The 14,773-nt window shown below is 65.3% G+C and carries 13 protein-coding genes and 1 pseudogene; 8 read left to right on the top strand and 6 right to left on the bottom strand.

Annotated elements, in window-relative coordinates; all coding sequences use genetic code 11:
• Nucleotides 1-192: 192 nt before the first annotated feature.
• Both trpS and E1742_RS00690 read left to right on the top strand, forming a co-directional pair.
• Entirely contained in the window at nucleotides 193-1,266 is a 1,074-nt protein-coding gene (gene trpS / locus E1742_RS00695; protein ID WP_134382822.1) for a tryptophan--tRNA ligase, read from the top strand.
• A 78-nt stretch (nucleotides 1,267-1,344) separates the two neighbouring features.
• Complete coding sequence (locus E1742_RS00690; RefSeq protein WP_229466402.1) at nucleotides 1,345-1,620, top strand: DUF1294 domain-containing protein; 276 nt, start codon at nucleotides 1,345-1,347, stop codon at nucleotides 1,618-1,620.
• Here E1742_RS00690 and E1742_RS00685 read toward each other — a convergent pair.
• Nucleotides 1,609-2,973 carry an erythromycin esterase family protein gene (locus tag E1742_RS00685; protein ID WP_134382818.1) on the bottom strand — a complete coding sequence of 455 codons (1,365 nt, stop codon included), beginning with the start codon at nucleotides 2,971-2,973 and terminating at the stop codon, nucleotides 1,609-1,611. The genes E1742_RS00690 and E1742_RS00685 overlap by 12 nt on opposite strands.
• A gap of 82 nt (nucleotides 2,974-3,055) precedes the next feature.
• Here E1742_RS00685 and E1742_RS00680 point away from each other — a divergent pair.
• A pseudogene (locus E1742_RS00680) lies at nucleotides 3,056-4,009 on the top strand (DMT family transporter).
• 16 nt (nucleotides 4,010-4,025) lie between these two features.
• Here the strand turns inward: E1742_RS00680 and E1742_RS00675 are convergent.
• The 3 genes from E1742_RS00675 to E1742_RS00665 all read right to left on the bottom strand — a co-directional run bounded on the left by E1742_RS00675 (nucleotide 4,026) and on the right by E1742_RS00665 (nucleotide 8,449).
• A complete protein-coding gene (locus E1742_RS00675) occupies nucleotides 4,026-4,799 on the bottom strand; it encodes an LON peptidase substrate-binding domain-containing protein (RefSeq protein WP_307721901.1) in 774 nt (257 codons plus the stop codon).
• Nucleotides 4,800-5,473: 674 nt separating this feature from the next.
• Entirely contained in the window at nucleotides 5,474-5,770 is a 297-nt protein-coding gene (locus E1742_RS00670; protein WP_134382816.1) for an H-NS histone family protein, read from the bottom strand.
• Nucleotides 5,771-6,193: 423 nt separating this feature from the next.
• Nucleotides 6,194-8,449 carry a TonB-dependent receptor plug domain-containing protein gene (locus tag E1742_RS00665; RefSeq protein ID WP_134382814.1) on the bottom strand — a complete coding sequence of 752 codons (2,256 nt, stop codon included), beginning with the start codon at nucleotides 8,447-8,449 and terminating at the stop codon, nucleotides 6,194-6,196.
• Between the two features lie 161 nt (nucleotides 8,450-8,610).
• On the opposite strand from E1742_RS00665, the gene asd reads away from it, so the two are divergent.
• Nucleotides 8,611-9,462, top strand: coding sequence for an archaetidylserine decarboxylase (gene asd, locus E1742_RS00660; RefSeq protein WP_134382812.1), 852 nt, complete (start codon nucleotides 8,611-8,613; stop codon nucleotides 9,460-9,462).
• Between the two features lie 87 nt (nucleotides 9,463-9,549).
• Here the strand turns inward: asd and E1742_RS00655 are convergent, their stop codons facing one another.
• On the bottom strand, nucleotides 9,550-10,458 hold the full coding sequence (locus E1742_RS00655) for a LysR family transcriptional regulator (RefSeq protein ID WP_134382810.1): 909 nt from the start codon (nucleotides 10,456-10,458) through the stop codon (nucleotides 9,550-9,552).
• A 122-nt stretch (nucleotides 10,459-10,580) separates the two neighbouring features.
• Between E1742_RS00655 and E1742_RS00650 the strand changes: the two genes are divergently transcribed.
• From E1742_RS00650 to E1742_RS00635, 4 genes are all read left to right on the top strand, one after another.
• Complete coding sequence (locus tag E1742_RS00650; RefSeq protein WP_134382808.1) at nucleotides 10,581-11,177, top strand: FMN-dependent NADH-azoreductase; 597 nt, start codon at nucleotides 10,581-10,583, stop codon at nucleotides 11,175-11,177.
• A 24-nt stretch (nucleotides 11,178-11,201) separates the two neighbouring features.
• Entirely contained in the window at nucleotides 11,202-12,092 is an 891-nt protein-coding gene (locus E1742_RS00645) for a pirin family protein (RefSeq protein ID WP_134382806.1), read from the top strand.
• A 68-nt stretch (nucleotides 12,093-12,160) separates the two neighbouring features.
• Nucleotides 12,161-12,643, top strand: a complete 483-nt coding sequence (locus E1742_RS00640) for a hypothetical protein (RefSeq protein ID WP_134382804.1) — start codon at nucleotides 12,161-12,163, stop codon at nucleotides 12,641-12,643.
• Nucleotides 12,644-12,913: 270 nt separating this feature from the next.
• The gene (locus E1742_RS00635; protein ID WP_229466400.1) at nucleotides 12,914-13,570 is read left to right on the top strand and encodes a PEP-CTERM sorting domain-containing protein; all 657 of its coding nucleotides are present in this window, start codon (nucleotides 12,914-12,916) and stop codon (nucleotides 13,568-13,570) included.
• A gap of 2 nt (nucleotides 13,571-13,572) precedes the next feature.
• Here the strand turns inward: E1742_RS00635 and E1742_RS00630 are convergent, their stop codons facing one another.
• Nucleotides 13,573-14,730 (bottom strand): acyltransferase family protein, encoded by a 1,158-nt coding sequence (locus E1742_RS00630; RefSeq protein WP_134382800.1) that lies wholly within the window; start codon nucleotides 14,728-14,730, stop codon nucleotides 13,573-13,575.
• Between the last annotated feature and the right edge of the window lie 43 nt (nucleotides 14,731-14,773).

Genomic DNA, 14,773 nt, shown 5'->3' with positions numbered 1-14,773 from the left:
GACACGGCGGCGCCAAACTGTAAACATACCGGCATGAAATTCCATCAATCCCATCGCTCTGTCTTCTTCTGGTGGCGCCGCTCACAGCGCGCGGCCACTGCAAAGTGATGTGATTTCAATATCAACGCCGCCTCTGCCAGGTGGCGTTTTTCATGGCGCAGCCCGGCGGGGGCCAAACGAAAGCCTCCGTACATGAGCCAAGATCCGAGCCAGCAAGACTCCAGCGAGTCCGCCGTCATTACCTCCGCCGACGCCGTGAAAAGCGCCACGCCGGCCGTCATCCTGACGGGCGACCGCCCTACCGGCCCGCTGCACCTGGGTCACTTCGTGGGCAGCCTGAGGAGCCGCGTCGAATACCAGCACCAATACAAGCAGTACATCATGCTGGCCGACTCGCAGGCCCTGACCGACAATATGGACGACACCAACAAGGTGCACCGCAACGTCGTGGAAGTGGCGCTGGACTACTTGGCCGTGGGCATCGACCCGTCCAAGTCGACGATCCTGATCCAGTCGCAGATCCCGGAACTGGCCGAACTGACGTTCTATTACCTGAACATGGTGACCGTGGCGCGCCTGGAACGCAACCCGACGGTCAAGGCGGAAATCGTGCTGCGCGGCTTCGAGCGCGACATCCCGGCCGGCTTCCTGACCTATCCGGCCTCGCAGGCGGCCGACATCTCGGCGTTCAAGGCGTCCATCGTGCCTGTCGGTGAAGACCAGATCCCGATGATCGAACAGACCAACGAGATCGTGCGCCGCTTCAACCGCCTGGCGGGCAAGGATGTCCTCGTCGAATGCAAGGCGCTGGTGCCGGAAATCGGCCGCCTGCCGGGCATCGACGGCAAGGCCAAGATGAGCAAATCGCTGGGCAACACGATCAACCTGGGCGCTTCGGCCGACGAGATCACCGCCGCCGTGAAAAAAGTCTACACCGACCCGCTGCACCTGCGCGTGCAGGACCCCGGCCACCTGGAAGGCAACGTTGCCTTCATCTACCTGGACGCGTTCGACACGGACAAGGCCGCGCTGGAAGAGATGAAGGCGCACTACACCCGCGGCGGCCTGGGCGACTCCATCGTCAAGAAGCGCCTGGAAGCGGTGCTGCAGGAGATGCTGGGTCCGATCCGCGCGCGCCGCGAGGAATACGCCAAGGACAAGGGCTACGTCATGCAGCTGCTGAAGGAAGGCACGATGCGCGCGCGCGAAGTGGCGGCAAAGACGGCCGACGAGGTCAAGGCGGCACTGGGCCTGACGTACTTCTAACGGCCTGCTTGTGATTCAGCTGGGGACTGGGTCCTGTCGGGCCGAAGGGCCCGCGAGATGCCAGTCCCCGACGCTCTCATGAACCCAGTCGCCCTCCTGGCCGCAGCCCTCGCCTGCCTGAACCTCGCCACGTACATTGCGTACGCCCGGGACAAATCGGCCGCCCGCCAGGGCCGCCGCCGCACGCCGGAAAACACGCTGCTGCTGCTCGGCCTCCTGGGCGGCTGGCCCGCGGCCTTCGTGGCGCAACAACGGCTGCGCCACAAGACTGCGAAGACGTCGTTCCGGTTCAGGTTCTGGCTCACGGCTGTCGTCAACCTGGCCGCCGCAGCGTTCCTCGTCCTACAGGCCTGACGGATAGGTCTCGGGCACCTCGTCCTGCTGCCACAGCGCCGAGCGCTCCAGCGGCTGCAGGGCCGTGCTGCTGTCGACGTGGATCAGTGCATCGAACTGCTTCGCCGCGTCGGCATGAAAGTAGTGGCTGTGGCGCTCCGTGCCTGGCCGGTAGATGACGCCGATCGCCCGTTCCAGGCAGCGTGACGGCAGCCGTGCCAGCATGCTGTCGCGGCCGCGGATCGGCAGCAGGAAACGCGCCCATCCGCTGCTGACGGAGACCTCGTGCATCAGCCGCTCCACGCTGTCCTGGCGCGACGGCACCAGCCCCTTCAGCTCCGCCGGGCCGTCCCAGTCCGTGGCCGCCGTCACGGTGCCCGTGTGCGTCGTAAAGCCCAGCAGGAAGGTGTCCTCGGGCCGGTAGCGCTCGCGCACCAGCTGTCCCAGGTTGAGCTGTCCGCCCTCGCCCATCTCGGTGGCGCGCGCATCGCCCAGGTGCGAGTTGTGGGCCCACACGACCACTTTCGCCGGCTTGCCCGTGCGCTGGGCAATGTGCTCGCGCAGCGCCTCCAGCGTTTCGGCCATGTGCGAGTCGCGCACGTTCCACGACTCATCGCGGCTCTGGAACATCGAACGGTAGTAGGTTTCCGCATTGCGGGCCACGCGGGCATTCTGCTGCGCGTAAAACAGCTCGTCCGGCACGAGACCGGCGCCGGCACGGACGTGTTCATTGGCTTGCCGTGTCAGTTCCATCAGCTGGCGCACCACCTCGCGCTCGCAATCCTCCTTCATGCCGAACGTGGTGGCGTAGCCGTAGCGTTGCGGGTCCTCGGCCATATGGTCGATGCACGCATAGCGCTGGCGCGCCCGCGCCGCCGCTTCCGGATCGACGTTCTCCAGGTAGGCGATCACCGCATGCATGGACTGCGCCATGCTGTACAGATCGAGGCCGTAGAAGCCCGCCTTGCGCGCAGCGCTGGCCACGTGGCCGTTGTGCACGCGCAGCCAGTTCACCAGTTCGACGATCTCCTGATTGCGCCACATCCATTGGGGAAAGCGCTTGAAGCCGGACAGCGCACCTTCGGCGGTCATGTCGTCGCCGCCGTGCTGCACGTAGCGGCTGACGCGCAGCGCGTCCGGCCAGTCCGCCTCGACGGCCAGCGCGTCGAAGCCCTTCTCGACGATCAGCCGTTTGCTGATCTCGGCCCGCAACTGGTAGAACTCGCGCGTGCCGTGGGTCGCCTCGCCCAACAGCACGATGGAGGCGTCGCCGATCTGTTCCAGCACTGCGTTCAGGTCGTCCGGTTGTGCCAAAGGCCGCGCATCCTGGCGCAGTCCCGCAATGATGTCTTCATTGCTGCTCCTGTCGGTCATGATCTCCTCCACTTTCGCTGCCCCCCACCTTAGCGCAAGCTGTGCGACACTGTCGCAGCTTTAACGACGAGAAAGACAGACGATGTGGCAAGGAGTGGCATGCGGCCTGCTGGCAGGCGCATTCTGGGGCATGGTGTTCATCGTGCCGGAGCTGCTGATGGCGTTCACCCCGCTGGAACTGGCCCTGGGCCGCTACATGGCCTACGGCGCGATGGCCCTGACGCTGCTGCTGCCAAAGCTGCGCGGCCTGGCGGCCCGGCTGGACCGGACCGACCTCGAAGCGCTGCTGCGCCAGGCACTGGCGGGCAACCTGATTTACTACACGCTGCTGGCGTTGGGCGTGCGGCTGGCGGGCGTGGCGCCCACGTCGCTGATCATCGGCGTGCTGCCGATCACCGTCACCCTGATGGGGCGCCGCGATGCGGGCGCCGTGCCGCTGCGCCAGCTGGCCATGCCACTGCTGATCGTGGGCGCCGGCATCGCCTGCATCAACGTGGACGCTTTCGGGCATGCGCAGGCCGCCGGCAGGCCGCTGTGGCGGACGCTGACCGGGGTGCTGTGTGCCGGTGGCGCGCTGGCCTGCTGGACGTGGTATGCCGTCGACAACGCCCGCTACCTGAAGAAGAATCATCACTTCAGCAGCGGCGAATGGTCGGCGCTGTACGGCCTGATGTCGGGCGCGATTGCCGTGCTGGTGGGGCTTCTCGCGTTCGCGCTGTGGCACGACAGCGTGACAGGTGCCGCGGGCGCCGCCAGCGGACGTGACTGGGGCCGCTTCTGGCTGTTCAACGCCCTGCTGGCATTGGGCGCTTCCGTGATCGGCAATCAGTTGTGGAACGTGGCCAGCCGGCGCGTGCCCGTCACGCTGTCCGGCCAGCTGATCCTGTTCGAGACGCTGTTCGCACTGCTGTAAGGGTTCCTGTACCGGCAGCAGTGGCCACGCCCGCTGGAAGCGGCTGCGATGGCCTTGCTGGTGGCCGGCGTGACGTGGGCCGTGCGCGCACATGCGACGCCGGCGCGTATCGAGCCGGCGTGACCGCGCGGGTGGCCCGTCAGTTCAGCAGGCCGTTTTCCGTCAGCGCGTCCTGCACCAGCTCCAGCCGCAGCACGGGGTTTTCCTGTGCCAGCAGCAGCTCCTTCTGCATCATGTCGAGCTGTAGCAGCTCGCACCAGCGGTTGGCGACCCAGCCACTGTCGTCGAGCCGGTACGGCGGCTGCATCGGCATCTGCGCGCCCGTCACGCCCCGTTGCTGCAGCGTGCGGATCAGCGAGCCGAGCGCGTTGGCGACGTCCTGCTGGTCCATCGGAACGGGAATTTCCAGGTCGTGCGGCAGGCGCACGATATCGGCCATCCACAGGCCGTGCGGCAGCTGCGTAGCTTCGACGATGCGGAAGCGCTGCGTGCCTACGCAGGTGATCCGCATCAGGCCCGGCAGCGGCGCCGTCCAATCGACGACGCTCGCCAGCGTGCCGACGCCGGCGAGCGCTTCATGCTGGCCGGGCTTGCGCACTTCGTCGCCGTGGGCCAGCGGCACGACGCCGAACTCTTCGGCGTTGGCGATGCATTTGCGGATCATGTCCAGGTAACGCACCTCGAACACCTGCAGCGCCAGGCGGCCGTCCGGGAACAGGATCGTATTGAGGGGAACAAGGGTATCATGCGGCGCATCTTCGCATGAATCGCCAACACCTGACGCCCGCGTGGGATGCAGATACGAAGCCTGGCGCAGGTGCTCAATGGCCTCCTTCATGACGAAGCACACGTCGCGCAACGCGGCACCGTCGCGGTCGGAGAAAGGACGTGAATCGACGAGCCGACAGGGCATCACCCGGGTCCAACCCGCCTGCCTCGGCATTGGCGGTCCTCACCATTACAAGTTGGAAAGCCTCATACCAAAGCCGGGCCGGCACAATAAACACCTGGCATCCCATCCGTCTGTCCTATTCACGCGGGGTCATGGCGAATGGCGGCTTCGCAGGTGAAAATGGTGGGACGCAAGATTGGCGCGAGATGGGCGGAACCGACCAGCGCTTGTACGATTTGCGCCGATGAGGAAACGAGAATGGGACGACAGTCAGGGTGTCGCTATCCGGCGACAATAGAAGCAGACGCTGGAAGCTGGCCCTGGAAGCAGGCGCTGGCGTAGATCAAAGCCCAGCGCTATTAGGCACAATATCGAAGGCGTAATCGATTTATCACTACCGCCAGTTGCCTGGCGAGGCTACCGATTGGTATCTGCGCGCATTCGCCGGAGATCCGGACAGATAATGCGCAGCGCGGCATACATTTGACCGCGGAGCTTGCCGGGGTTAGCGTTCGATCCGACCGCGCATGCAAGACGGCGGCTGACGGACTGACCAATGTATCGCGCAAATGCTGACGCCCCTTGCCGCAATTGGCCATCCGGACCGCGCGCAGCGTCCGCCACAGCCTCATTCCCACAGCGAAAATGGTCATCACGGCAGCGGCGCCACACCCAGCGCCGCGACGCCGGCGACATTATTGCTTGATCAGGAACTCTTCCTTCTTGCGGCCTTCCAGCCATTTCGGAGCGCGGCCCCGGCCGGTCCAGGTCTGGCCGGTTTTGTCGTCACGGTATTTCATCGGGACCGGAGCGCGCGGCTTGACGGGCTTGGCGGCTTTTACCGCAGGGCCCAGATCGGCCAAGGTCAGGCCGTATTCGCGCATGATGCTGGCGATTTGTTCCTTGGCCTGCGCGATTTCGTTTTTGCGGGCGTTCTCGGCAGCCTTCTGCAATTCAGCAATCTTGGCCTGGTATTCCTGGTAGGTCGTCATCTCTTATCCTTCGTAAGTGTAAAACCGGGGTGTGACAATGTGTGAGAATTGAATGTACCGCCAATTTACCATAAGATGGCAAACCTATTCCACATTTATTCGTGCAAAATGCAACGAAACGTTTCTGGAGAATAAATCGACCGCATTCCGATTAACTGGAACAGGTCGAGGTGCGTGCGAACGGAATCGGCGCGCCGTTACCGATAGCGCGATTTGCCGCACGGTGCAGCGCCGCCAATTGCAGGGCCTTGCATAACGGATGATGTATTCGAACTGATGCTGGCTTGATCCACCCGCTAACCGGCCATCCGATCGACAGCGCATGATCGGGCGCATTGCGCATCGCCGCAAACCTGGGACAAAACCGGGGTTTATCGGCCGATGCCTCCGGTGCCGGTGCGCGGCCCGGGGCGGCATGGCTTTTCAGAAGCGCACTTCGAGCGTGGCCCTGCCCTGCGCATAGCCGGCATGGCGGCCCGTGCGACGCAACACGCCATTCGCCTCCGTGTACGCGCTGTCGAAAAGGTAGTCCTGGCTCAGCGCATTGGCGACGGCGACGCGCAACTGATAGCGGGCATCGAACTTCCATAGCGCATACAGATCCAGGTCCCGGCGCACCGACTGGTAACCCGTCTGGTTGACGTCGATGCGCACCGGCCCGCCGTTCCTGAACGCGAAGCTGGCGCCCGTCGTCAGCTTGCCGTCGCGGGTCTTGTAATCGAAGCCGACCGTGGCCGACAGCGGGGTCTGCTGGTCGAGGCGGTTGTCCGGACCCGGCACCGCGTCCACGCGCGACCAGTTGCGGCTGACGCTCGCCCGCATGTCCACGCCCGGCGCATCCTTCATGATGGCCGACAGCGGGAACTTCGCTTCCAGCTCCAGGCTGCGCGTAACGGCGCTGCCGTCGTTGACGGGCGTGGACACCCAGCGCCCGTCCGGGTCCAGCAGCAGCCCCTGACGCGTATAGCCGCTGATATGGCGCATCGAGACGGCGGCGCTCAGCAGCGCATTCTCCGCCCAGTAATGCTCGTACGACGCGTCGATGCCCGTCGCCAGTTCCGGCTGCAGATCCGGGTTGCCGCGCCGGTCGGGTTCGGTCTGGGTGTTATTGGTGGACGTGAAGCGGCGCGGCACCAGGTTGCCGGCCGGCGGCGCCTTGTAGGTTCGCGTCAGTGCCAGGCGCAGCTGGTCGCGCGTATCCGGAATCTTGTACAGCGTCTGTGCAAGCGGGCTCCAGACACTGGTTTTCTGCCGCACGGTCTCGAACGTGCCGCCTTCGCTGGCCGTGTCGATGCCCTCCCAGCGCACGCCCACGTACATCGACCAGCGCGGAGTGACATTCCACTCGTCCTGCACGTACAGGGCCAGTCGGTCGACGCTGGCCGCGTAGCCCTCGTCGGAATTGTCCGCACTGCCCGGAGATGCGCCGGGCAGGTCGACCGTCCGCTCGATGCGGGCATCGTCGCGCCGCGTGGCGCCGCCATCCCATCCCATCGAAAGCTCGTGTCCCGGCATCAGCGGCGCCGTATACTTGCCCTGGCTGGTGATGCCCCATTCATCCGTGTTGGTGCGGACCGTGCTGTCGCGTGCCAGGGACGCAGCGCGGTAATTCAGTTCGTGCCAGGTATTACGCGAGCGCATGTCGCTGGCGCCCAGCTTCATATCGAGCTTGCCGCCGCCGTCCAGCTTGCGCACCCAGTTCAGATCGGAACGGAGAAAATTCGTGTGGCCGCTCTGCCGTCCCGTGCCCGCGTCGTACAGCGGCGGCGTTCCGGTCGGCGTGTCGATGACCTCCTCGCTGGCGTGCTCGCCGCGGTTGACGTTGACGAAGCCCTGCCATGTCACCGTATCGCCGTTCTTCAGCGTCCAGTTCACCCGCGGCGACAGGTTCAGTCCTTCCGGGCTGCCCCAGTCGTGCTGGCGCGACCTGTGCAGCATGACGAGCCGGCCAGCGGGATCGGTGCGCGTGTCCTCGGTCGGAGACTGCCGGTCGTACCGGTAGCGCCAGACGTTGGCGCCCATCGAGTAGCTCATGTTGCCCAGCTTGTCGGACAGCTGCAGGCTGCCCGATGGATTGAACGCGTCCGCGCTCTTGCCCGCGCCGATCTTGAGGACGTGCTGCGCGGACTTGACCGCCTTTTTCAGCACGATGTTGATGGTGCCGGCAATGGACTGCGTGGAGAACTCGGCGCTGGCGGCGCGCACGATCTCGATGCGCTCGATGACGTCGGGCGACAGCGTATCGATCGAGAAGCCAGCCGGGGCGCGCTCGCCGTTCAGCAGGATCTGCGTATAGCCGCTGCCCAGGCCGCGCATGCGGATCTCGCCGCCACTGCGTCCGGCCGCGCCGCCGACGGTGATGCCGGGCAGGCGCTTGAGGACGTCGTTGACGGACGTGTCGCCGTAGCGTTGAATCTCCTCGCTGGTGACGACGATCTTGCTGGCCGTGTCGTCGCGGCGCGGATCGTACGCCGCCACCGCACCCTTGATTTCGACGCGCTGGATGTTTTCCGGCAGCGGCTTCGCGTCGTTGCCGGACCCGGTTTTGGGTTCCACCTTGGCGGGTTCATCCGGGATGACCGGGGCAGCGGACTGGGCGTGACTGGTCGACGCGGCGCAGAAAGCGGCCGCGACAGCGGCTGCCACGGCGTGGCGGTGCAACGATGCGGGATTGGGCATGAAGGGGTGCTGGCGGTTAGCAATAAAGCAAGATGCTCTATTGTAAGATGCTTCTGGCGCAATTAGTTGGGATCACGGAAATATTTCTCATGCAGGACGGTGCCAGCGGACGGATGTGCGCGGCTATAATGCGATCTTGATCATGTCCGGGATTTCACATCGTGTCCGACCGCCTTGCCGTACTGCCCCAATACCTGCTCCCGAAGGGGGCGCTGACGAATTTTGCCGGCCGCGTCGCGGGCGCAAAGGGCGGCGCCATGACGACACGGCTGATCCGCTGGTTTGTCGGCAAATATGACGTCAACATGGACGAGGCGGCCAATCCGGACATCGCCAGCTACCACAGCTTCAACGAGTTCTTCACCCGTGCGCTGAAACCGGGTGCGCGGCCGCTGGCGCAGGCCGATTACGTCTGCCCGGTGGACGGCCGCATCAGCCAGTTTGGCGCCATCGAGGACGACCAGATCTTCCAGGCCAAGGGTCACAAGTTCAGCACCGCGGCGCTGGTGGGTGGCGACAGGACGCTGGCCGAGCAGTTCCGTCACGGCAGCTTCGCCAACCTGTACCTGTCGCCGCGCGATTACCACCGCATCCATATGCCGTGCGACGGCAAGCTGACACGGATGATCTACGTCCCGGGCGAACTGTTTTCCGTCAACCCGACCACGGCGCGCGGGGTGCCGGGCCTGTTTGCCCGCAACGAGCGCGTTGTCTGCGTGTTCGACACGGCAGCGGGCCCCTTCGTCATGACGCTGGTCGGCGCCACCATCGTCGGCAGCATGGCCACCGTCTGGCACGGCGTGGTCAACCCGCCGCGCCAGCCGACATTGTGCGAATGGACCTATGCCGACCGCGACATCGTGCTGAAAAAAGGCGAAGAGCTAGGACGCTTCCTGCTGGGTTCCACCGTCGTCATGCTGTTTCCGCAGGACACGCTTACCTTCAATCACCAGTGGCAACCGGCCGGCGCCGTGCGGCTGGGCGAGATGATGGGGAACTTCCAGCCGCGCTGACCGGGCATTATCCGGGACACCCGGGGATAAAACCGGTGACAGGCTCCGGTTTTCGAGAAATCGGAGCCTGTCACCGGTTTTCCGATTTTACGATGCCGCTTGCGTGGATTGGTAGTACGCTTCCAGCGCATCGAGGAACACCCGCGTCTTGGCAGGCATCAGCCGACGCCCCGGGAAGACCGCCCAGCCTGTCACGGCGGGGAAACGCCACTCCGGCAGTACCCTGACCAGCGCGCCACTGCGCACCAGGGGTGCGACTGACCGGTCCGTGCAACTGGCAATGCCGACACCAGTCGCGGCAAGCCGCGCCAGCAACTCCGGCGAATTGCCCGTCATGCGCACGGGCAGCTCGCGCTCCCACGTCGTTTTCCCCTTCAGCAGCTGCCACTGCGTCAGCCCGGCCGGCGTGCGCGCCAGGCTCAGCAGGTCATGGCGGAACAGCTCGTCGGGATGCTCGGGCAGGCCCCGCTGCGCCGTGTAGCCAGGCGCCGCATACAGCGACCAGGTGCTGTGCACGACGGGCCGCGCCGCCAGGGTGGCGTCATCCGGCAGCGTCCCCATGCGTACTGCGAGATCGAATCCTTCCGCCACCAGGTCGACCCGGCGCGGCGACAAGTCCAGCTGCAGCGAGATCCCGGGATATTTCGCCATGAACGCCGGCAGCACGCTGTCCATTGCCTCGTTGGCGAAGTCGGCGGGCATCGACACGCGCAGCTGGCCATTGGGTGCCTGCTGGCGGTGCTGGGCCAGCGCGCCGGCGGCAGCCGTCTCGTCCGCTACCTTGCGGGCGTGCTCCAGCAGGCTGGCGCCGAACTCGGTCAGCACCAGACGGCGCGTCGTGCGCTGCAGAAGGCGCTCCCCAAGCTGCCCTTCCAGCAGCGTCAGCCGGCGCGAGACGGTCGACTTGGGCAAACCCAGCTGTAGAGACGCGCCGCTGAGGCTGCCACACTCGACGACGCGGGCAAACAGCAGCAGGTCGGACGGGTCCAGTTGCATGAGGTCGAGCTCCTATTGTTCCATTAATGGACGAATGTTATCCATTTTAACGCCTACCCCAACGTCAATGGAACAAGTAAAGTACACCCATCGCAGCACACAAACCAATACAGGAGCACACCATGAACATCTTGCAGATCAATTCCAGCGCCCGCAGCACCGGTTCCGAGTCCACCCGCCTGGCCGACGAGATCGTCGCCCGCCTGGCCGCCAGGGGCACTGCGACGGTTACCCGCCGCGACCTGGCTGCCGAACCGCATCCGGTGCTGGACGAGGCCGCCCTGCAGGCCCTGTTCACGCCGGCCGACCAGCGTACGCCGGCACAAAGCGCCCGCGTCGCCCTGGACGACGCGCTGATCGCCCAGGCGCAGGCGGCCGACGTCATCGTCATCGGCGCGCCGATGTACAACTTCGGCATTACCGTGCAGCTGAAAAGCTGGTTCGACGCGATCGCCCGGGCCGGCGTCACGTTCAAGTACACGGCCACCGGCCCTGTCGGCCTGCTGACCGGCAAGAAAGTGTACGTGGCCGTTACCCGCGGTGGCCTGCATCGCGGCGGCCCGTCGGACGTGCAGTTGCCGCACCTGAAGACGTTCCTGTCGTTCGTGGGTCTGGACGATGTGGAGTTCGTGTTCTCCGAAGGCCACGGCATGGGCCCCGAGGCCGTGGCGCGTGCCCGGGCCGAGGCGCAGCAGCAGATCGACGCAGCACTGGCCTGAACCACTTCGCGCAAGGAGCACACCATGACACAAGTTACGCAACAACCGGTCGGGCATCCACGTACCGTGGAACGCCTGATTGCCGGCCAGGCCGTCATGGACGGCGCCGGCGTCAAGATCAACCGCGTGCTGACGCAGCCGCTGCAACGCCGCCTCGATCCGTTCCTGATGCTGGACAATTTCGGCTCGGACGAAGCCAACGACTACCTCGCCGGTTTCCCGAACCATCCGCACCGCGGTTTCGAGACGGTGACGTACATGATCGAAGGCCGCATGCGCCACCGCGACAGCGCCGGTAACGAAGGCCTGCTGGAGAACGGCGGCGTGCAGTGGATGACGGCCGGCCGCGGCGTGATTCACTCCGAAATGCCGGAGCAGCAGGCTGGCCGCATGGAAGGCTTTCAACTGTGGCTGAACCTGCCGGCCAGGGACAAGATGCGGGCGCCCTGGTACAAGGATTTCGGCGCGGCCGACGTGCCGGCCTTCGCGACGGCCGCCGGCGCCACCGTACGGGTCATCGCGGGCAGCAGCCACGGCATTGCCGGCGCCGTGCAGCGTGACGGTACGGAACCGCTGTACCTGGATGTCGAGCTGCCGGCAGGCGCCAGCTTCAGCCAACCGCTGCCAGCCGGCCACAACGCCTTCCTGTACCCGTATCGCGGCAGCGTGACGACGGGCGGACGGCAGGTGGCGACGCGTTCGATGGCGATCTTTGCCAACGACGCGGCGGCCGACGGCGTGCAGGTGGCCGCCGGGGCCGGCGAGCCTGCGCGCTTCATCCTGATCGCCGGGCGTCCGCTGAACGAGCCGATCGCGCAGTACGGTCCATTCGTCATGAACACGCAGCAGGAACTGCAGCAGGCGGTGGAAGACTTCCGCGCCGGCCGGCTGGGCGAGGAAGCGCACGGGGCGTAACGGAGGGGGGCGGGGCGGTTGCCCTGCCCCCGCCTGCCCCGTGATATCGATCGCGCTAAAATGCGCCGATGACCAGCCCCCTCTTCCATCTGCTGCGCCGGCTCAGCCGCGCTCTCGGCCTTGAAACGGCCGACACCTTCCCGCCCGGCCACCAGCATGCCCGCACCCGCTGGGACGCGGCCTATTTCGACATTGCCTCGGACGTGCCGCCCGACGAGATCGAGCGCCGCATCTGCGACGCCATCGTCAACACGCCTCTGGTGTTCGCCCATATCGTCAACCCGACGCCGCGCATGCAGCGTGCCCTGTTCGGCCTGGCCGAACAGCGCCTGCGGCTGGGGCACCAGCGCGAAGCGGCCCAGCTGGCCGCGCTGCTGATCAAGGCTTACGGCAGCCCGGACATCGTGGAAGCGATGCCCGGGCTGCGCGCCGTCATCGCCGCCGGCACGCATCTGGACGCCACCGAACGGATCACCGCCGTGCTGGACTTCCTGGGGCAAGCGCAGGCGCCGTTCGATGTCATCGAGATGAACATGGCAACGCCCAAGTAGTAACTTGCTGTCAACCCGGCTTTTGGCAGGTGTGCGATAAAGACAACATCAACCGGGCCGCCGATTTTTTACTGTTGAGCCGATTTGCCGCAGCAGCTCAGCATTTGATGACAACTTGATGACAAATCAATGAAGTTCGCAGAAGCGCATGGTAAAAACTGTATTAAGTCATGCTTAATTCGTTGTTGCATTAGCAACCGGCAGGAGTACAGTGGGGCTGCACCTGCCGAAAACGGGGTGCCCTTCCCAAAATCTGTCAAGGAGTTCACTGTGCGTATTTCCAGCTTCGTATCGACCGCAATCGCTTCCGCAGTCCTGCTGTGCGCCGCCGGCGCCGCCCAAGCAGAAATCACGACCTACACCAGCCAGGCCGCCTACCTGGCCGCAGTGGGGAACACCGGCGTTGACACCTTCGACGATCTGGACCTGGACGAATACGAAGGCCCGCTGGACCGCTTTGCGGGCGACTACGGCTACACCGTGTCGGCCAGTCCGAATGCGAGCACCGTGTGGGGTGCTACCGACGACTTCTCCGACTTCTGGCTGACGGGCGGCAATCGCCTTGATACGGTCTCGTTCACATTCGCCAATCAGGTGGCCGGCGCCGGCGGCTTCTTCTTCGGCTCGGACCTGCTCGGTTCGTCCACGCCGGCGGACTTCATCACGCTGACGGCCACCGACAGCTCAGGTGCCTCCGTCACCTACACACTGAACACGCCGGACTTCGATTCGTTTGTCGGCTTCGTGTCGACCGATGACCTCGTTTCGCTGACGATGGCAACGGGCGACCAGCCTGGCGTCTGGGCCACCATCAACGACCTGCACGTATCGGTCGCCGCCGTACCGGAGCCAAGCACCTATGGCATGATGCTGGGCGGCCTGGGCCTGCTGGGCTATGCCGCACGCCGCAAAGCGAAAAAAGCCTGAGCTCAGGACCCGGCACCCCGCAAACCCGCGGCTTCGGCCGCGGGTTTTTTTTCGCCCCGGTCGGCGGGAACATAACGCTCGCGCAGCCACATGAACGGCGTCTCCACCAGCGCATACAGCACCCAGCCGGCCAGGATGCTGGCGGCCAGCAGCAGTGCCACCCCGGCTGGCATGTTCGGGTCCAGTCCAAGCGGCGTCAGCTCCCTGGCCAGCACGATGCACAACTGCTTGTGGATCAGGTAGATGGCATACGACCACACGGCGATGCTGGCGGCACCGGGTACGCGCACTCGGTGCAGCAGCGAACCGGGGCTCAGCGCGGACAGCACCAGCAGGCCGAATCCCAGCGCCAGCAACGGGTAGCCGAAGATGGTTTCGCTGCGCCCGAAGTGATCGGCCAGGAACAGCCGGAACGCACAGCCGACGAGCAGCACGCCCAGCGCCAGCGTCGTGTTGCCCCACGCCGTCAGCCGCGTCCACAGTCCCGCGTGGCAGTTTTTCATCAGCGCCAGTGCGACCCCGGCCAGCAACTCGTCGAAGCGGCACAGCGTTGCATAGTAGATCTCGCGGTAGAAGGTGCCGTTGCCGCCCGGCGGGGGCCGGACATCGTCCCATGCATGGGCTCGCATCAGCATCCCGGCAACGAAGCCGGCCGCGATGAGCGCCCAGGCCAGCCGCAGCCGCCACGCGCCGCGCACGGCGCCCGCCAGCAGCGCCACCGCCGGCAGCACCATATAAAACTGCTCCTCGACGCACAGCGACCAGGAATGCGAAAACAGCGTGCCTGGCCGAAGGTCGAAGTTCAGTGTAAAGGTCAGGTATTGCCACCACGGCGCATGGTGCGCGCCTGCGGAGAACACGGGCCAGAAGGCGTACAGCGCCAGCACGACATAGTAATTGGGCAGCGTGCGCAGCAGCCGGCGCGCGTAGAAGCGCGGCAGGGAGAATGCATCGCGCCGCATGCCGGCGAAGATCTGGTTGCCGATCAGGTAGCCCGACAGTGCGAAGAACAGGTCCACACCCGCCCAGCCGATCTCGCCGACAAACCCCAGTGTGGGCCGGCGCGTAACGAAGTTAACGTAGTGGTTGGCGAACACCAGCAGGATCGCCAGCGCGCGCAGCGTGTCCAGACCGTACAGGCGGGAGGAAATGGGCTTCATGCCGGCATTTTAACCGCCGCCCCTGTCGTGCCGGCTGCCCGAA

It is taken from the genome of Pseudoduganella plicata, assembly GCF_004421005.1.
Classification (GTDB): Bacteria; Pseudomonadota; Gammaproteobacteria; order Burkholderiales; family Burkholderiaceae_D; genus Rugamonas; species Rugamonas plicata.
The sequence above is the reverse complement of the archived record's forward strand: the minus strand, read 5'-3'. Positions and strand labels throughout refer to the sequence as shown.